Genomic DNA, 15,248 nt, shown 5'->3' on the forward strand with positions numbered 1-15,248 from the left:
GGCGTGCTCGCCTATCCCATGAGTGGGTACTTAAAATTCTCGAAACCATCAGACGCACTGACGGTGCAGCCGTTGATACACTTGGCTTTCTCGCTGACCAAAAACGTCACCACGTTGGCGATCTCTTCTGGTTGAGTGAAGGTTTGGCGCATTTGTTCTTTGCGGATGTGATTCCACAGGCCGATTTCGTCGTATTGCCTTAACATTGCTGTATCAACTCGTCCTGGTGCGATAGCGCAGACACGGATGCCAAGCGATGCCAGCTCTAACGCCGCACATTTAGTCATCATGTCGACCGCTGCTTTGCTAACGTTGTAGGTAAAGGTCATTTCAGACGCCATTTGCGCGTAAACAGACGATGTATTGAGAATTACGCCCGGTGTACCTTGTGCTTGGAATTGTCGCCCAGCGGCGAGAATGCCGTAGTAGACACCGTTTTGATTGACCTTTGAGATCGGCTCAAAATCTGCAACTGGGTCGTGGTCAAGCAGAGGTTTCGGGGCGCCGATGCCCGCGTTGTTGATCATGATATCGAGCGAGCCAAACTGTTCGGCCGCATGCTTGACCATGGCTTCCACTTCTTGGTATTCGGTGACGTCTGCAACAAATGTTCGTAGCTGCTCTGCATCGAAGTCTTGATACACATTGAGTGATTGAGGGGAAATGTCGACAGCAAGTACTTTCGCGCCTTGTTCCAGCAGCTTGTGAATAATGGCTTGGCCAATTCCACCTGCAGCGCCGGTGACAATCGCGGTTTTATTGATAAGTTCCATACGGCTTCTCGTTCATGTGTTGTTGTTATCAAAATGTAACCTAGATCAACTCACTGACACTCACTTGACCTTTTGCGAAGTAAATTTGATACATTGCGATTTACAACCTGTTAACATTTAAAAATCGAGACATGTATATCGTACGAAGTGGCGCTGCCGATAAATTTGATAGCTTGGTTTCCGAACTGGGGCAGAATCCGGTTGAGATTATGGCTGCCGTCGGGCTGTCTGCGGCGCAGTTTCGCAATCCCGATACGTATCTCGCCTACCCTAGGCTGGCTGAATTGCTGGAGGAAGCGGCTGCTCGTTGTCAGCAACCGCTGTTTGGCGTGTTGCTCGCCGAGCGTCAAAACCTACAGAGCTTGGGAGACTTGCCAATGCTGGTTTCCCGGGCGCAAACGGTCGGTGAAGCCTTGGCGCGGGTGAATGATTTTCTCTATCTGCATTCGTCAGGAGTCACTCTCAACATGACCCCACAAGATGATTGGGTACGGTTGTCGCTCAATATTGATGTGCACAGCGAACGAGGTATCGCGCAGTTGATGCAGCTCAGTGTGTCGCATCTGGCGATGTTTGTTGCGAGCTTACTTGATATTGAAGCAAGTCACTTCGCGCTACATTTGACTCAACACGCAACATTGGAAGTAGAAAAAAGCAAGTTTGCCCAGCAGAACAAACTGCGTTTCGGTGATAAGTTTGACGGTATCCTACTTAAAGCGACTCTGCTTAACGCTAAGAACCACCAAGATGAAGACGCACTAGAGCGCCATTTTCAACAGCACCTCAAAGAGCTGCAAACCCGTTACCCCAACAATCTCAGTGACCAAGCAGCAAACACGATTGGCCGTCTGCTCTCAACCGGAGAATGCAGCGTTGAGCGCGTTGCAAGAGCGTTGGACCTGCATCCGAGAATGCTGCAAAACAAGCTGAAACAACAGGGCACAAATTATCGGCAGCTTTTACAACAAGTGCGTCAGGATTTCGCCGAACAGCGATTGCATGAGAATATTCAGAGTATTACCGATATCGCGTTGCAACTGGGCTATGCAGAAACTGCGGTCTTCAGCCGCCACTTTCGTCGCTGGACGGGAAAATCGCCAAGGCAATGGCGACAAGAAAAAACTCAGTTACAAACGTTTAAGCCCATCAGTTAAAAGCATAAATAACCTATCGTTCAAACCAAAAAGTGTGAGGTGGGAGGGTTGGTATCGAGAATTTCAGCAATCACAGATAACCCGTGTTTGATGTAGCCTCGGTTTGTTTCTGCTCCCAAGCTGATTCGCACGTAAGGCATTGGCTGATTAGTATCGAGAACAAACGGTTTATATCCAGTGATCTGCACCCCTGAACGCTTAGCCGAAGCAACCAGATCATCGCTATTCCACTGCTCGGGTAGTCTCAACCAAATGTGCTGTCCATTCGGGTGCGAGCTATAAACATGCCCTTCTAAAGCGGCTTTTGCTATTCGCTGTCGCTTGGCAAACTCATTGACTTGAAAGCGAATAAGTCGATTTAACGTACCGTTTTCGATCCACAAATGAGCAACTTCAAATGGTAATGGAGTCGCAGACCAACTCGTTGCCGCTAAACGACCAATCGCGTGCTGCAAAAAATGACGTGGGACCGTCAGATAGCCAGTGCGCATGCCTGGCGCTACAACTTTGGTTAAACTGGTGACATAGAAAGCTTGTTCGGGTAACAATGTGGCAAGGGGTGGGACACGGTTAGGTTCTAGTGCTCCATACACGTCATCTTCAATTACATAGATGTCGTATTGCTGCGCAATATTCGCTATCGCCTCTCGGCGTTCAACATCCATATGCGCACTAGTCGGGTTAGCCATGCTCGGTGTGCAACACAATACCTTGATTGGTTTGTGTTTACATGCCCATTCAAATGCATCCGGCGTTATACCAAACTCATCCATTTCAAGTGGTTGCAACTTAAATCCAAGCATTCTCGAGCGAGAGATCAAGCCATGATCAACCAAGTGACCACAAGCAACTAAATCGCCGTGTTCAACAACTGTGCTTAAAGCCAACGTTAAACCATGGCATGCACCATTTGTGAGTAATATTTGATCGGCACCCACATCCAGCCCTTGGCTACTTAGAAATCGTGCTCCTGACTCAATATGATGAGGCTGACCTGTTACCGGCTTTGCTTTACTGATCAAACCACGATTGTTTGTTTGCCCAGCAATCTCCATTAACGCCTGATTAAAAAGCGTAATGTGGCGATCGGTCACCACTGGATGTGCAATCGACATATCAATTTCATCCGGCGTTTCTTTCATCTCTTGTGTCAGCATGAACTCCGTGTCCGTACTTTCATCCACAAAACCTGATTTGACAAAAGTACCATTCCCAACCCAAGACTCGATCGCCCCTTTTTTCTCGGCATAACCATATGCATGGCTCACCGTTTGTACGCTGACGCCAATTTGCTCTGCAAACTCACGATGTGTGGGTAATCGAGTCCCCGGTTTTAGATAACCACTGCGGACACATTCGACAAGATAGTTACCAATGGAGATGTATTTAGCGGTGCCTGGCCGAATGATCGGGTTCAAAGAAATTGTCATGACACAATATTTTAATTGATTCATTTTTAACGCTCATCGTAACTTCCATTTAACAAATGGCGAACTTTAACTCACAAAACGAGGTGAAATGCACAAAAATAAACCACAATTGTAATGATTGACATGAAATGTATGGGTTAAACAAACATGTTAAACAGCATCGTTCAATCCAAATACAACCCCAGAGGTAAATTGCAATCATTTTTAACGCAGATCTGGCTAGCTGGTAGAAGGTAGAAATACCTCAGCGTCTCCGAAGGCCCATAAGGCGTCGGATTTCTAACAAGGAGAAAATATGAGAGGCGTTGCTTTGCATTTTACACTGGATGAGTTCCAGGATCGGTTAACGAAAGTTCGGCAATCGATGGAAGAAAGAGAATTGGATGTCCTTATCATTCATGACCCTTCTAACATGGCGTGGCTGACAGGCTATGATGGGTGGTCTTTTTACGTGCCACAATGTGTCGTTGTTGGTCCATCTGATGAGCCAGTTTGGTTTGGACGCTGCCAAGATGCCAACGGAGCATACAGGACTGCGTATATGTCGGCAGAAAACATCACCTACTATCCAGACCATTATGTAATGAATCCGCCGCTACACCCGATGGATTTCCTGGTCGAAGCCGTACTGGCTCCGCGCCTTTGGGATCGTGGTCGCATCGGTGTAGAAAAAGATAACTATTACTTTAGCGCCACCGCTTACGAATCACTCACTACTCACCTACCGAATGCTCAACTTCTCGATGCAACTGGACTAGTCAACTGGTGCCGCGCCGTTAAATCCGATCAAGAACTGGCATACATGTACCGTGCCGCTCGCATTGTTGAAAATATGCACCGCGTCGCGTTCGACATGATTGAACCAGGATTACCGAAACACCACCTTGTTGCCGAGATTAACCGCCAAGCCGTGCTCGGGCATGAAGACCACTTTGGCGATTACACCGCGATTGTGCCGCTTTTGCCATCAGGTTCTGATGCTTCCGCACCTCACCTGACTTGGGATGACAGACCCTTCAAGAAAGGCGAAGGGACGTTTTTTGAAATCGCAGGGGCGCACCGCCGTTACCACTGCCCACTCTCACGCACTATTTTTCTTGGCGAGCCTGACGACAAGTTCAAACGAGCCGACGAAGCCCTAACTCTAGGACTTGAAGCTGGCTTGAAAGTGGCAAAGCCCGGAAATACCTGCGCCGACATCGCCAATGCACTAAACCAGGTTCTAGATAAAGCGGGATTCTCACGCGAAGGCGCCCGTTGTGGCTATCCAATAGGTTTGAGCTACCCGCCAGATTGGGGGGAACGAACCATGAGTTTGCGAGACACCGATAAAACCATCTTGAGAGAAGGCATGACATTCCATTTTATGCCGGGGCTGTGGTTCAAAGATTGGGGGTTAGAAACAACGGAAAGTATCGTCATTACCCATGATGGAGCAAAAACGCTGTGTGACTTTCCACGCCACTTATTTGTTAAACACTAATTTTTCAAACCTCAAGCTCTGTTGAGCTAGGTCTGAGAACTAAAAGGACTTGATATGCAAAAAAGCTCGATCACAGCCACCATAGACTTTGACCGAGAAGGTGTACAGCACGGCTTTTTAACGCTGCCCTATTCACATGACGACTCCGCTTGGGGAAGTATTATGATACCTATCACCGTGATCAAAAATGGTCACGGACCAACCGCACTGCTTACTGGCGGTAATCACGGAGACGAATACGAAGGCATCACCAGCCTGCTAAAATTGACGAACTCGCTTCAGGCAGATCAAATCCAAGGTCGTGTCATTATTGTGCCCATGATGAACTTACCTGCGGTACAAAATGCCTCACGTACGTCGTTTATCGATAAGGGGAATTTAAATCGCAGCTTTCCCGGCAACCCCATAGGTACAGTGACCGAGAAAATTGCGGATTATTTTACTCGTTACCTAGTTCCTAAGTGCGATTTTGCGTTAGACATTCACTCAGGTGGTAAAACGTTAGATATCGTGCCATTCGCCGCTGCCCATCGTCTCGACAATCTCGATCAAGAAGAAGCCTGCATATTAGGTGCAAAACTGTTTGGCGCACCTTACACCATGATCTTGCTCGAAATGGACGCCACCAGCCTATATGACACTGCCGTGGAGTCTCAGGGAAAAATCTTTGTTACCACCGAACTAAGAGGAGGCGGAACCAGCACTCCAGAAACCATCGCTTATTCCGACCGTGGCATTCGCAACTTCTTACGCTTCTCAGGCAACTTGCCCGGTGACTACGAACAACCAACCCAACCAACTAAGTTATTAGATATGCCTGATGCAAGTTGTTATGTGCAAAGCCAACACCACGGCATCACAGAATACTTATTTGATCTTGGCGATACCGTCAAAAAGGGCGATGTATTAGTGAGAATCTTCTCGACCGAGCGCACAGGTACCGCCCCCGTTGAGTACAAGTCACAGCGCAATGGTATTTTCGCGGCGCGCCGTTTTCCTGCTATGGTGAATATCGGTGACACTATCGCAGTTATAGCCGAAGACTGCGGCGAGATAGGCTGATTGAAAAGCCAACTAAAGAAATCAAAACAAATGGCATACCAGAAGCAAACTGGAAAGCAACTTATAACAGCGACCAGTCATCAGCCTTTCATGAAATGATTAGTATTCTACAGGGAGACTCATTATGCGCCTCGATCGCTACGACGTAAAAATTCTACAAATACTTCATGATAATGGTCGTATCACCAAATCTCACCTTGCCGAGGCCATCAACCTATCCGTGAGCCCTTGTTGGGAGCGTGTCAAAAAACTGGAAGAAGCAGGCATCATTGAAGGCTACGGAGCAAAAGTAAATACCGATATTTTGTTCAAACGAACGTCAGTTATGGTTGAAGTTACGCTCAAAGAACACAACGCCCAAGCGTTCAAACGCTTCGAGCAACTGGTTCAACATTCACCAGAAGTCACTGATTGCTATGCCACGGGCGGTGGTGTCGATTACATCCTTAAAATTCAGTCAGAAGATATCGACCAATATCAGCGGCTTATCGACAACTGGTTAGACTCAGATGTGGGCATTGAGCGCTACTTTACTTACATTGTGACAAAAACAATCAAACGTGATGCGGGCACATTCGAAGTAAACCAAAACGCTTTGTTATAAAAGGGAAAATGCGCATCAGACGTGAACAGAAAAAACACCATATTTAACGGCACTAAAAAGAAAGTTCTGACGTTTTAAACCTCGGTATCAGAAATTATTTCGGTCACTTCTCCATTACAGTTTCATTATGGACAACGATGCTGGGAGAAGGACTCATGACAGCACTGCACAGCTTACATGCAGAGGAATTAAAAGCCTCGCACGACATGATGGCGATAATGAAAGACGTACGTTTGGTGAGAGGTTTAGCGTACATAAATGGCAAATGGGTAAGTGGTGATCAATTTCATCCGGTGGATAATCCAGCAGATGGCACGGTCATCGGTTACATCACTAAGCTTTCTCAGCAACAACTCTATCAAGCGATTGATGAAGCCGACCAAGCCTTTCGTCAATGGCGAAAAATGCAAGCAGAAGAGCGCGCTGAAATTCTCATGCGTTGGCACGACCTGATTCTAGAATCAAAGCAAGATCTTGCTCATTTGATGGTGATGGAGCAAGGAAAAATATTAGGTGATGCTGTAGGTGAGATTGACTACGGCGCATCCTTTGTTCGTTGGTTTGCCGAAGAATCACGCCGCTGTTATGGCGAAACCATCCCAAGTCATATTCCGAATGCGCAGCTATCAACGGTGCGCGAGCCAATTGGTGTCGCAGCACTGATTACGCCATGGAACTTTCCTAATGCCATGATCACACGCAAAGCCGCAGCCGCACTAGCAATAGGCTGTCCGGTGCTCATTAAGCCCGCCAGTGAAACGCCTTTTTCTGCGTTAGCGTTGGCAGAGTTAGCAGACCGAGCTGGCTTTCCACCTGGTGTATTTAACGTGATCACTGGCGATGCGGTGATGGTGTCACAAACCTTGTGTCACTCCGATAAAGTCAAAGCGCTCTCGTTCACAGGCTCAACTCGAGTAGGCAAACTATTGCTACGCGACGCGGCACAAACCGTGAAGAAGTGTAGTATGGAGCTCGGTGGTAACGCCCCTTTCATCGTGCTGCCAGATATGGATGTCGAGCAAGCAGCCAAAGCCGCCGTGGATGCGAAGTTTCAAACCGCAGGACAAGACTGCTTGGCCGCAAACCGTATTTTCGTCCCTGACGATAAGTACGAAGCGTTTTTGGAAGCGTTTGCCAAGGAAATGAGCCACATCGTTTTAGGCAATGGCTTAGACGAAAAAACCACCATGGGACCGCTTATTAATCGCACTGCGGTGGATAAAGCGCATGATTTGGTGCGTGATGCGCTCGACAAAGGCGCGCGATTGGTAGCGGGATACCACCAGCCCGTACCAGGCGAAAACTTCTTCGCGCCGACATTGCTAGCCGATGTAACCCCTGAAATGGCGGTGTATCGCGAAGAGAATTTTTGTCCTGTGGCAGGCGTATTGCCTTACCAAGACTTAGATACCGTGATTGAAATGAGCAACGACACTGAGTACGGCTTAGCTGCCTATGTTTATGGTCACGATATTCACCAAATTTGGCACTGCATGCGCGGTTTGGAGTTTGGCATGGTGAGCGTGAACTCCGTCAAAATGACAGGGCACCCTATCCCATTCGGCGGCGTGAAACAGTCTGGTCTTGGACGAGAAGGAAGCCGTCACGGATTTGAAGAATACAGCGAAATCAAATACTGCTGCTTAGGCGCTTTACCAACCGTCAGTGGCAGTTGAGACACGAAATATGGATATCCAATTATTCGAGGAGAAGGATCATGAGTAACAAAACCCAACAACTTTTAGAGATCGATCGTCAGAGAGTATTTCATGCCTCAACCCACCTGAAGCAGTATGCGGCCGGGGAGCTTCCGGGAAGAATTATCTCGAGCGGAAGCGGAATACGCATCACCGATTCAGAAGGCATCGAGCTGATAGACGGCTTTGCCGGGTTGTATTGTGTGAACATTGGCTATGGCAGGACTGAAATGGCCGATGCGATTTATGAACAAGCCAAAGAACTGGCGTACTACCACACTTACGTCGGCCATACGAACGAAGCGCTCGTGACACTGTCAGATCGCATCATCAAAATGGCGCCTGAAGGCATGAGCAAAGTTTACTACGGCATGTCAGGCAGCGACGCGAACGAAACTCAACTTAAGTTGGTGTGGTATTACAACAATGCTCGTGGTCTACCAGAGAAGAAAAAAATCATTTCGCGTGACCGCGGCTACCATGGTTCAAGTATCGCGTCCGGTTCACTGACAGGTTTACCGTTGTTCCACGCCCATTTTGATTTACCACTTGAGCGTATCAAACACACCATCGCGCCATATTATTATCGCCGTGAAGACGAGAGTATGTCTGAGCTTGAATTCTCTCAATATTGCGCAGATCAACTCGAAGCGATGATCTTGGAAGAAGGCCCAGAAACGGTAGCAGCAATGATTGCGGAACCAGTGCTCGGTACTGGCGGTATTGTGCCACCACCAGCAGGGTACTGGCAGGCGATTCGCAAAGTACTCGACAAATACGATGTGCTCTTGATTGCGGATGAAGTGGTGTGTGGCTTTGGTCGCCTCGGCTCCGATTTTGGCTCACTCCACTACGACATGAAACCAGATCTCATCACGGTAGCGAAAGGGTTAACCTCAGCGTATCAACCGCTGTCTGGCGTGATCGTCGGTGAACGAGTTTGGAGTGTGCTAGAAAACGGCACCGACCAATGGGGCGCTATCGGACACGGTTATACCTACTCTGGTCACCCAATGGGGGCGGCAGCCGCGAACTGCAACCTCGATATCATTGAACGTGAAGGCTTAGTGCAAAACGCGGCCGAAGTCGGCGCTTACTTGCAGCAACGTATGGCAGAGACGTTTAACGATCATCCATTAGTCGGTGATACTCGTGGCGTTGGCTTGTTGCATGCGTTGGAGTTTTCTTCAGACAAGCTTCGCCGAGCACACTTTGATCCAAACTTGAAAGTAGGCCCGCAAATCGCGGCGGCCTGTTTAGAGCAAGGCTTAATCGCTCGCGCTATGCCACATGGTGACATCCTCGGTTTTGCTCCACCGCTTATCGCGAATCGTAACGATATAGACACCATTGTCGACAAAGCGCATCAAGCGGTAAACAAAGTGATGGATAACCTCGTCACATCTAAACAGTGGCAGCCATAACCCACCTAGATTTCAGTAATGCTCGCGGGCTTTGGAGAAGGCCCGCTTTGCACTTTCCATTAAAGAGACAACAAGCCAACCAAACATTTTAGACCCATAGAAAGCACTATTATTTACTACAAGTGGCAATAGTGGGTAAAATGCCCAAAATTGCGCACTAACTGGATGAAACATGGCAAAACTTACCCTTCAAGAACAAATGCTGAAAGCTGGCTTAGTTAATGAAAAGAAACTAAAGAAAGCGAAGAAAGGCTCAAAAAAATCACGCGTTCAAGCACGCGAAGTAAAAGCGGCGGTTGAAGAGAATAAACGCCAACAGTTAGAGCGTGATAAACAATTGAGCGAGCAACAAAATGCTGAACGATTAAATAAAGAGATCAAAGCGCAGATCAATCAATTGATTGAGATGAACAAGATCGACTTAAAAGATGGCGACATCAAATACAACTTCACTCACGGTACGCTAGTGAAATCACTTTATGTAGATTCACTTATCCGCGAGCAGTTGATCAAAGGTATTTTGGCAATCGCAATTGTTGGTGAAAGCTATGTTGTCATTCCACGTGGAGTAGCGAATAAAATTGCTCAACGTGATGAGTCCGTCATCATCGAACAGAAAGAAGCAGAATCTGACATTCCAGCAGAAGACGATCCATACGCAGATTTCGTCGTGCCTGACGATTTGATGTGGTAACAATAAATAATCGATGCATCAACGAAAAGAGCCGCTGATGTAACATCAGCGGCTCTTTTTATAGAAAAATAATCTACAGAGATGATGTGTTGTTATTGCTTACTTAGTAGCAAATTCGCACCTGATGCTGCTAAAAACAACGAACATCCGCGATTGAAACGTTTCGCCATTTTTGGATTTGAAAACCAGTGCCTCAAGTACAAACCAAAGATGGCATAGATTGAAATGGCGACCATTTCTAATATCAAAAACGTGGAGCCAAGGGCAAAAAACTGCTCTTGAACGTTGGCATTGGCATCAACAAATTGCGGCAAGAATGCAGTAAAAATAAGAATCGCTTTCGGGTTGCCAGCAGCGAGCGTAAATTCTTGTTTCGCCAGTCCTGCGTAGTTGCGCGAATTGTCCAAGTCAGAGATCGGGCTGGACTCTGAGCGCCAAAGGTTGAACGCAATCCACAGTAGATACAGCGCCCCTACCAACTTTATTGCCAAAAATAGCATTTCTGACGTATACAAAATCACAGCCAGACCTGATGCAGACAACGCAATCATCGCTGAAAAAGCAGCAATTCTGCCTAAACTGGCCGTAAACGCGGCCCTAAAGCCGTAACAACGCGCATTATTCATTGCCAATAAATTGTTTGGGCCTGGAGCCATATTTAGAGCGAAGCAAGCTGGAATAAAAAGGAGAAGCTGCCAAATATCCATAATAAAATGGTCTTAGTGAGTGATTTTGATCGGTACCCTAACATCTGTTAATAAAGTGAGTAAACCACAAACCGATCTTAAAGCAACTCAGCATCAAATCGTGCCGTGCGAGCTTGAACTAACGTGCAGTTCGTTTCAGCCATCAGCTCCGCTAAGGTGATGTTTGGGTTTTGTCTCACCAAACGTATCAACTTCACGTCCAAAGGTTCCAATTTGTCTTGGTGAGCAAGTAGAGCTTGTTCGATTTTGTTGATCGCAAATCGCATCGTCTCTGCTTCTTCGTTTTTGAGATGCTCTAAAAACGCTTTTACATCCAAAGCCTCGCCCGAGATTTGCCAGTGACGAGATCGTCTAATTCGCTTAAGATCGCACTGTTTTTCTGCTGCGAGTGTTTTCGCTCGCTTGGCATGGTCGCCCCCAATACGGTGAATCAAGGATGGGAGCGAAATCGTAATCTTCGTCTCTTTCATGGCCTTTTCTTTCATCGTCTTAGCCCTCAACCACCGACACATTCTCGCCAACCCAAGCCAACAACTGTTTTGCCGCTTTGGATAACACCTGATTTTGACGCACGATGTAGCCGAAATCAGTGTTTGGAAAACTTGGCAAAGGCGTAACTTCTCGGGAAAGCTTTAATCTCGGATCGAGCGAGAAATCCGGCACAATAGCAGTCCCAAACCCTGCTTCCGCCCAGTCGATTTGTGCTTCCACACTGCCCACTTCCATCACGCGATGCTTAGGCAGATTTAGCTCAGGTAAAGACGCATCAATCAGCTCTCGGGTTCGAGTATCATGCCCTAGCAGGATCAGCGTCTGGCTCTCTTTTCCATTGTCTTGCCACTCAAAAAAGTTATCGCCAAACGCACACCAGTGAATCTGCGTGAGAGGCGTAAAATGCAGCGGTTGACTCTCTTTTTGTGCGATAACAAAGCCGATATCGGCACGCGCACTTTTCACCAAATCCACCGCTTGAGAAGATGTGGTGTTGAACAATGCCAAGTCGATCCCCGGATATTCACTTTTGAATTGCTGAAATGGTTTGATAAGCAGTAAACGTGAAACAATATCGCTCGCCGCAATAGAAAGCGTCCCCTGCGTAAGATCGTTGATGGCATTGAGATCTGACTGACAAATTTGCAGCTCATTGAGCATCCGCTGCGCCGTAGCTAACAAACGCTTCCCCGCTTGCGTCAACTGCACGGGATTTCGCTCAATCAATTTCGTGCGCGTGGCTTGCTCCAACTGCTTGATATGCAAACTTACGTTCGGCTGCGTCATGTGCAGTTCCGTCGCTGTTTTACCAAAGTGTTTTACCTCTGCAAGAGTGACGAAGGTTCGCAGCCAGTTCAAATCTAACATTGCCAATTCCGATATGAGATTCTTATCAAGTTAATGAGTATAATCAATTTCTCTTATTATGGCGAACACCTTAAGATTTTTGCATCTGTTTTTGGAGATTAAATTATGTCGTCTATCGTTGTTGTGGGTGCAAACTGGGGTGATGAAGGCAAAGGCCGCATCGTTGACTTTTTGGCAGAGCAAGCTTCTGCGAGCATTCGTTTCCAAGGTGGTAACAACGCGGGTCACACCGTGGTTAACGATCTAGGTACGTTTAAGCTGCACCAGCTACCAAGTGGCGTATTCAACCCAGACTGTTTGGCAGTGTTAGGTCCGGGTATGGTTATCAGCCCTGCGTTGCTGTCTCAGGAGATTGCGGAAGTTGAAGAAGCGGGCGTAAAAGTGAATATGTGCATCTCTGATCGCGCAACACTGTGTCTACCTCTACACGCACTAGAAGATACGCTAGAAGAACAACGTTTAGGCGACAAAGCATACGGTTCAACTCGTCAAGGTATTGCACCTGCTTACGGTGACCGCGTAATGAAGAAAGGCATCCTAGTTGGTTGGTTGAAGCAACCAGAAGTATTGGTTGAACGCCTTCAATTCATGATGGATTGGAAACTGCCGCAACTACGTGCACTTTACCCGACGTTCGAGTTTGAACAAACCGCTGAAGAACTGGCGAACTGGCTGCTAGAAGTCTCTGCACCTTGGCGCGATTCAATTTGCAACGTAACGCTTCCTCTAAAAGAACTACAAGCGAAAGACAAAACTCTATTGTTCGAAGCGCAGCTTGGCGCGGGTCGTGACCTTGTTTACGGTGAGTACCCTTGGACAACATCTTCTAACGTTGTATCAATGTACGCGGGTATCGGTAGTGGCCTTCCGGCACTTCGTCCTGAACGCGTTATTGCGGTTGCAAAAGCCTTCAGCTCATCAGTGGGTACTGGTACGTTGATCACTGCAATGGAAGAGCAAGACGCTTTCCGCGAACTTGCTGGCGAGTTCGGTGCAACTACGGGTCGTCCACGCGACATGGGCTACTTCGACGCAGTCGCTACGAAGAATGGCGTTGAACTGCAAGCCGCAACTGAAATCGCACTGACCAAAGTAGACTGTCTGACAGGTCTTAAAGATCTAAAAATCTGTGTTGGCTACGAAGGCGACCATAGCGAAAACCCAATCTGGCCTCAAACTGCCTCTCTTGCGCCAATCTACGAGAAGATGGAAAGCTGGAGCGAGGACATCACAGGTTGTCGTAAGTTTGAAGAGCTTCCAGTAGCAGCACAGAAATACGTTCTACGCATTGAGGAACTCATGGGCGTACCAGTAAAAATGGTGTCTGTGGGTCCTGGTCGTGAACAAATGATTATGCGATAAGATGTGAATTAACACATCATTGGCAAGCGGCTTTTATCTGTTCCGGGGTAAAGCCGCTTTTTTTTACACTGTAAACTTTGGAAAATTACACGGCTAAATTCATATTTAGTAACCTCATCACGAGACTCCTACCGCCTTTATTTATAAATCAATAAATTATAGGGCTTAACACGTTGTGCACGTTACTAGCACATCTCACTTGTTAAAGAAGCACGTCAATTAGGTTAACTGGTTGATTTGATATTCTTTAAGTGATTAGTTGATCACGATCTTCATCTGCAATTTGTTGAACTAGTACTCAAAAAATCTAACCCGCTGTTTTTAGGATAGATGAGTTCCCCAACATCCAACCTAACAGCAGGTGATTCCCATGACGAAAAATCTTTTCCGCCTCAGTACGATAACCCTTGGTTTGTGCCTTAGTTCTTTGTCTTTCGCGCAATCCGATCTTCCGAACATTAAAATTCTTGCCACTGGCGGCACCATAGCAGGCGCAGGTCAATCTGCAACAGAGTCAAACTACACAGCAGGTAAAGTCGGCGTTGAATCATTGATTTCTGCGGTGCCGAGTATGACCAACATTGCCGATATTTCTGGAGAGCAAGTGGTCAGTATCGGTTCACAAGATATGAATGATGAAGTGTGGCTAAAATTATCGAAAAGAGTTAATGAGCTACTCGCTCAAGATGATGTTGACGGCATCGTCATTACTCATGGTACGGATACGTTAGAGGAAACCGCTTACTTCCTTGATCTGACCGTCAAGAGCAAAAAGCCTGTCGTGATCGTCGGTGCAATGCGTCCTTCCACCGCAATGAGTGCTGATGGACCAGTCAACTTATACAATGCAGTCGTAACAGCCACCGATGAAGATTCAGAAGGACGTGGCGTGCTAGTCGCAATGAATGACACGATTTTCGATGCGCGAGATGTGACAAAAACCAATACAACCTCCGTCAGCACTTTCCAGTCACCCAACTTTGGTGCTATCGGCTACATTCATAATAGCGATGCCAAATATCAACGAAGCCCAGAGCGTAAACATACGACAGAAACCCCATTCGATGTATCAAAGCTTACTAAGTTGCCTAAGGTCGGTATTGTTTATAACTATGCAAATGCCTCCAATTTGCCAGTGAAAGCCTTTGTGGATGCGAAGTTTGACGGCATCGTAAGTGCTGGTGTCGGTAATGGTAACTTGTACCACACTGTGTTTGATGAGCTAGAGAAAGCGAGTAAAGATGGCGTTGTTGTTGTAAGAAGCTCCCGAACGCCTAGCGGCTCAACCACTTTGGATGCTGAAATTGATGACAACAAATACGGCTTTGTTGCCGCTGGTACATTGAACCCACAAAAAGCACGTATCTTACTGATGCTGTCACTAACTCAGACCAAAAACTATCAAGACATCCAAAAGATGTTCCAATACTATTAATTCTGTCTAAGGTTCATTCGATAGAAGAGGTATACATCTTACCTCCTCTTACACATAGCGACAT

The 15,248-nt window shown here is 47.0% G+C and carries 14 protein-coding genes; 9 read left to right on the forward strand and 5 right to left on the reverse strand.

Annotated elements, in window-relative coordinates:
• Positions 1–11: 11 nt before the first annotated feature.
• Positions 12–773, reverse strand: coding sequence for an SDR family NAD(P)-dependent oxidoreductase (locus R8O11_RS05055; protein ID WP_213895789.1), 762 nt, complete (start codon positions 771–773; stop codon positions 12–14).
• Between the two features lie 131 nt (positions 774–904).
• Between R8O11_RS05055 and R8O11_RS05060 the strand changes: the two genes are divergently transcribed.
• Positions 905–1,927 carry a helix-turn-helix domain-containing protein gene (locus tag R8O11_RS05060; RefSeq protein WP_318193962.1) on the forward strand — a complete coding sequence of 341 codons (1,023 nt, stop codon included), beginning with the start codon at positions 905–907 and terminating at the stop codon, positions 1,925–1,927.
• Positions 1,928–1,947: 20 nt separating this feature from the next.
• Here R8O11_RS05060 and R8O11_RS05065 read toward each other — a convergent pair whose 3' ends face one another.
• Positions 1,948–3,381, reverse strand: coding sequence for a PLP-dependent aminotransferase family protein (locus R8O11_RS05065; RefSeq protein WP_080996739.1), 1,434 nt, complete (start codon positions 3,379–3,381; stop codon positions 1,948–1,950).
• Between the two features lie 271 nt (positions 3,382–3,652).
• On the opposite strand from R8O11_RS05065, the gene doeA reads away from it, so the two are divergent.
• From doeA to R8O11_RS05095, 6 genes are all read left to right on the forward strand, one after another.
• Positions 3,653–4,840: an ectoine hydrolase DoeA gene (gene doeA, locus R8O11_RS05070; RefSeq protein WP_005373780.1), complete on the forward strand. Its 1,188-nt coding sequence runs from the start codon at positions 3,653–3,655 to the stop codon at positions 4,838–4,840.
• A gap of 54 nt (positions 4,841–4,894) precedes the next feature.
• A complete protein-coding gene (gene doeB / locus R8O11_RS05075) occupies positions 4,895–5,902 on the forward strand; it encodes a N(2)-acetyl-L-2,4-diaminobutanoate deacetylase DoeB (protein ID WP_005373782.1) in 1,008 nt (335 codons plus the stop codon).
• A gap of 124 nt (positions 5,903–6,026) precedes the next feature.
• On the forward strand, positions 6,027–6,506 hold the full coding sequence (locus R8O11_RS05080; protein WP_005373784.1) for an Lrp/AsnC family transcriptional regulator: 480 nt from the start codon (positions 6,027–6,029) through the stop codon (positions 6,504–6,506).
• A 155-nt stretch (positions 6,507–6,661) separates the two neighbouring features.
• Entirely contained in the window at positions 6,662–8,182 is a 1,521-nt protein-coding gene (locus R8O11_RS05085; protein ID WP_318193963.1) for an NAD-dependent succinate-semialdehyde dehydrogenase, read from the forward strand.
• A 41-nt stretch (positions 8,183–8,223) separates the two neighbouring features.
• Complete coding sequence (locus R8O11_RS05090) at positions 8,224–9,627, forward strand: aspartate aminotransferase family protein (RefSeq protein WP_017819816.1); 1,404 nt, start codon at positions 8,224–8,226, stop codon at positions 9,625–9,627.
• Positions 9,628–9,799: 172 nt separating this feature from the next.
• Positions 9,800–10,321, forward strand: a complete 522-nt coding sequence (locus R8O11_RS05095) for a DUF2058 domain-containing protein (RefSeq protein ID WP_053307193.1) — start codon at positions 9,800–9,802, stop codon at positions 10,319–10,321.
• 92 nt (positions 10,322–10,413) lie between these two features.
• On the opposite strand, the gene R8O11_RS05100 is transcribed toward R8O11_RS05095, so the two are convergent.
• The 3 genes from R8O11_RS05100 to R8O11_RS05110 all read right to left on the reverse strand — a co-directional run bounded on the left by R8O11_RS05100 (position 10,414) and on the right by R8O11_RS05110 (position 12,387).
• Complete coding sequence (locus tag R8O11_RS05100; protein WP_017633575.1) at positions 10,414–11,028, reverse strand: LysE family translocator; 615 nt, start codon at positions 11,026–11,028, stop codon at positions 10,414–10,416.
• Between the two features lie 77 nt (positions 11,029–11,105).
• On the reverse strand, positions 11,106–11,498 hold the full coding sequence (locus tag R8O11_RS05105; protein WP_017819813.1) for a ribosome recycling factor family protein: 393 nt from the start codon (positions 11,496–11,498) through the stop codon (positions 11,106–11,108).
• 19 nt (positions 11,499–11,517) lie between these two features.
• Positions 11,518–12,387, reverse strand: coding sequence for a LysR family transcriptional regulator (locus R8O11_RS05110; RefSeq protein WP_062731066.1), 870 nt, complete (start codon positions 12,385–12,387; stop codon positions 11,518–11,520).
• 105 nt (positions 12,388–12,492) lie between these two features.
• On the opposite strand from R8O11_RS05110, the gene R8O11_RS05115 reads away from it, so the two are divergent.
• Both R8O11_RS05115 and ansB read left to right on the forward strand, forming a co-directional pair.
• A complete protein-coding gene (locus tag R8O11_RS05115; RefSeq protein WP_158155762.1) occupies positions 12,493–13,749 on the forward strand; it encodes an adenylosuccinate synthase in 1,257 nt (418 codons plus the stop codon).
• A 370-nt stretch (positions 13,750–14,119) separates the two neighbouring features.
• Entirely contained in the window at positions 14,120–15,184 is a 1,065-nt protein-coding gene (gene ansB / locus R8O11_RS05120; protein ID WP_285399885.1) for an L-asparaginase 2, read from the forward strand.
• Positions 15,185–15,248: the final 64 nt, after the last annotated feature.

This window comes from Vibrio sp. 1288 (assembly GCF_033344475.1).

Excerpts from the sequence above, each read along its gene's own strand:
- R8O11_RS05055 (WP_213895789.1), bottom strand. The coding sequence starts at position 773 with ATGGAACTTATCAATAAAACCGCGATTGTCACCGGCGCTGCAGGTGGA.
- R8O11_RS05060 (WP_318193962.1), top strand. The coding sequence starts at position 905 with ATGTATATCGTACGAAGTGGCGCTGCCGATAAATTTGATAGCTTGGTT.
- R8O11_RS05065 (WP_080996739.1), bottom strand. The coding sequence starts at position 3,381 with ATGAATCAATTAAAATATTGTGTCATGACAATTTCTTTGAACCCGATC.
- doeA (WP_005373780.1), top strand. The coding sequence starts at position 3,653 with ATGAGAGGCGTTGCTTTGCATTTTACACTGGATGAGTTCCAGGATCGG.
- doeB (WP_005373782.1), top strand. The coding sequence starts at position 4,895 with ATGCAAAAAAGCTCGATCACAGCCACCATAGACTTTGACCGAGAAGGT.
- R8O11_RS05080 (WP_005373784.1), top strand. The coding sequence starts at position 6,027 with ATGCGCCTCGATCGCTACGACGTAAAAATTCTACAAATACTTCATGAT.
- R8O11_RS05085 (WP_318193963.1), top strand. The coding sequence starts at position 6,662 with ATGACAGCACTGCACAGCTTACATGCAGAGGAATTAAAAGCCTCGCAC.
- R8O11_RS05090 (WP_017819816.1), top strand. The coding sequence starts at position 8,224 with ATGAGTAACAAAACCCAACAACTTTTAGAGATCGATCGTCAGAGAGTA.
- R8O11_RS05095 (WP_053307193.1), top strand. The coding sequence starts at position 9,800 with ATGGCAAAACTTACCCTTCAAGAACAAATGCTGAAAGCTGGCTTAGTT.
- R8O11_RS05100 (WP_017633575.1), bottom strand. The coding sequence starts at position 11,028 with ATGGATATTTGGCAGCTTCTCCTTTTTATTCCAGCTTGCTTCGCTCTA.
- R8O11_RS05105 (WP_017819813.1), bottom strand. The coding sequence starts at position 11,498 with ATGAAAGAGACGAAGATTACGATTTCGCTCCCATCCTTGATTCACCGT.
- R8O11_RS05110 (WP_062731066.1), bottom strand. The coding sequence starts at position 12,387 with ATGTTAGATTTGAACTGGCTGCGAACCTTCGTCACTCTTGCAGAGGTA.
- R8O11_RS05115 (WP_158155762.1), top strand. The coding sequence starts at position 12,493 with ATGTCGTCTATCGTTGTTGTGGGTGCAAACTGGGGTGATGAAGGCAAA.
- ansB (WP_285399885.1), top strand. The coding sequence starts at position 14,120 with ATGACGAAAAATCTTTTCCGCCTCAGTACGATAACCCTTGGTTTGTGC.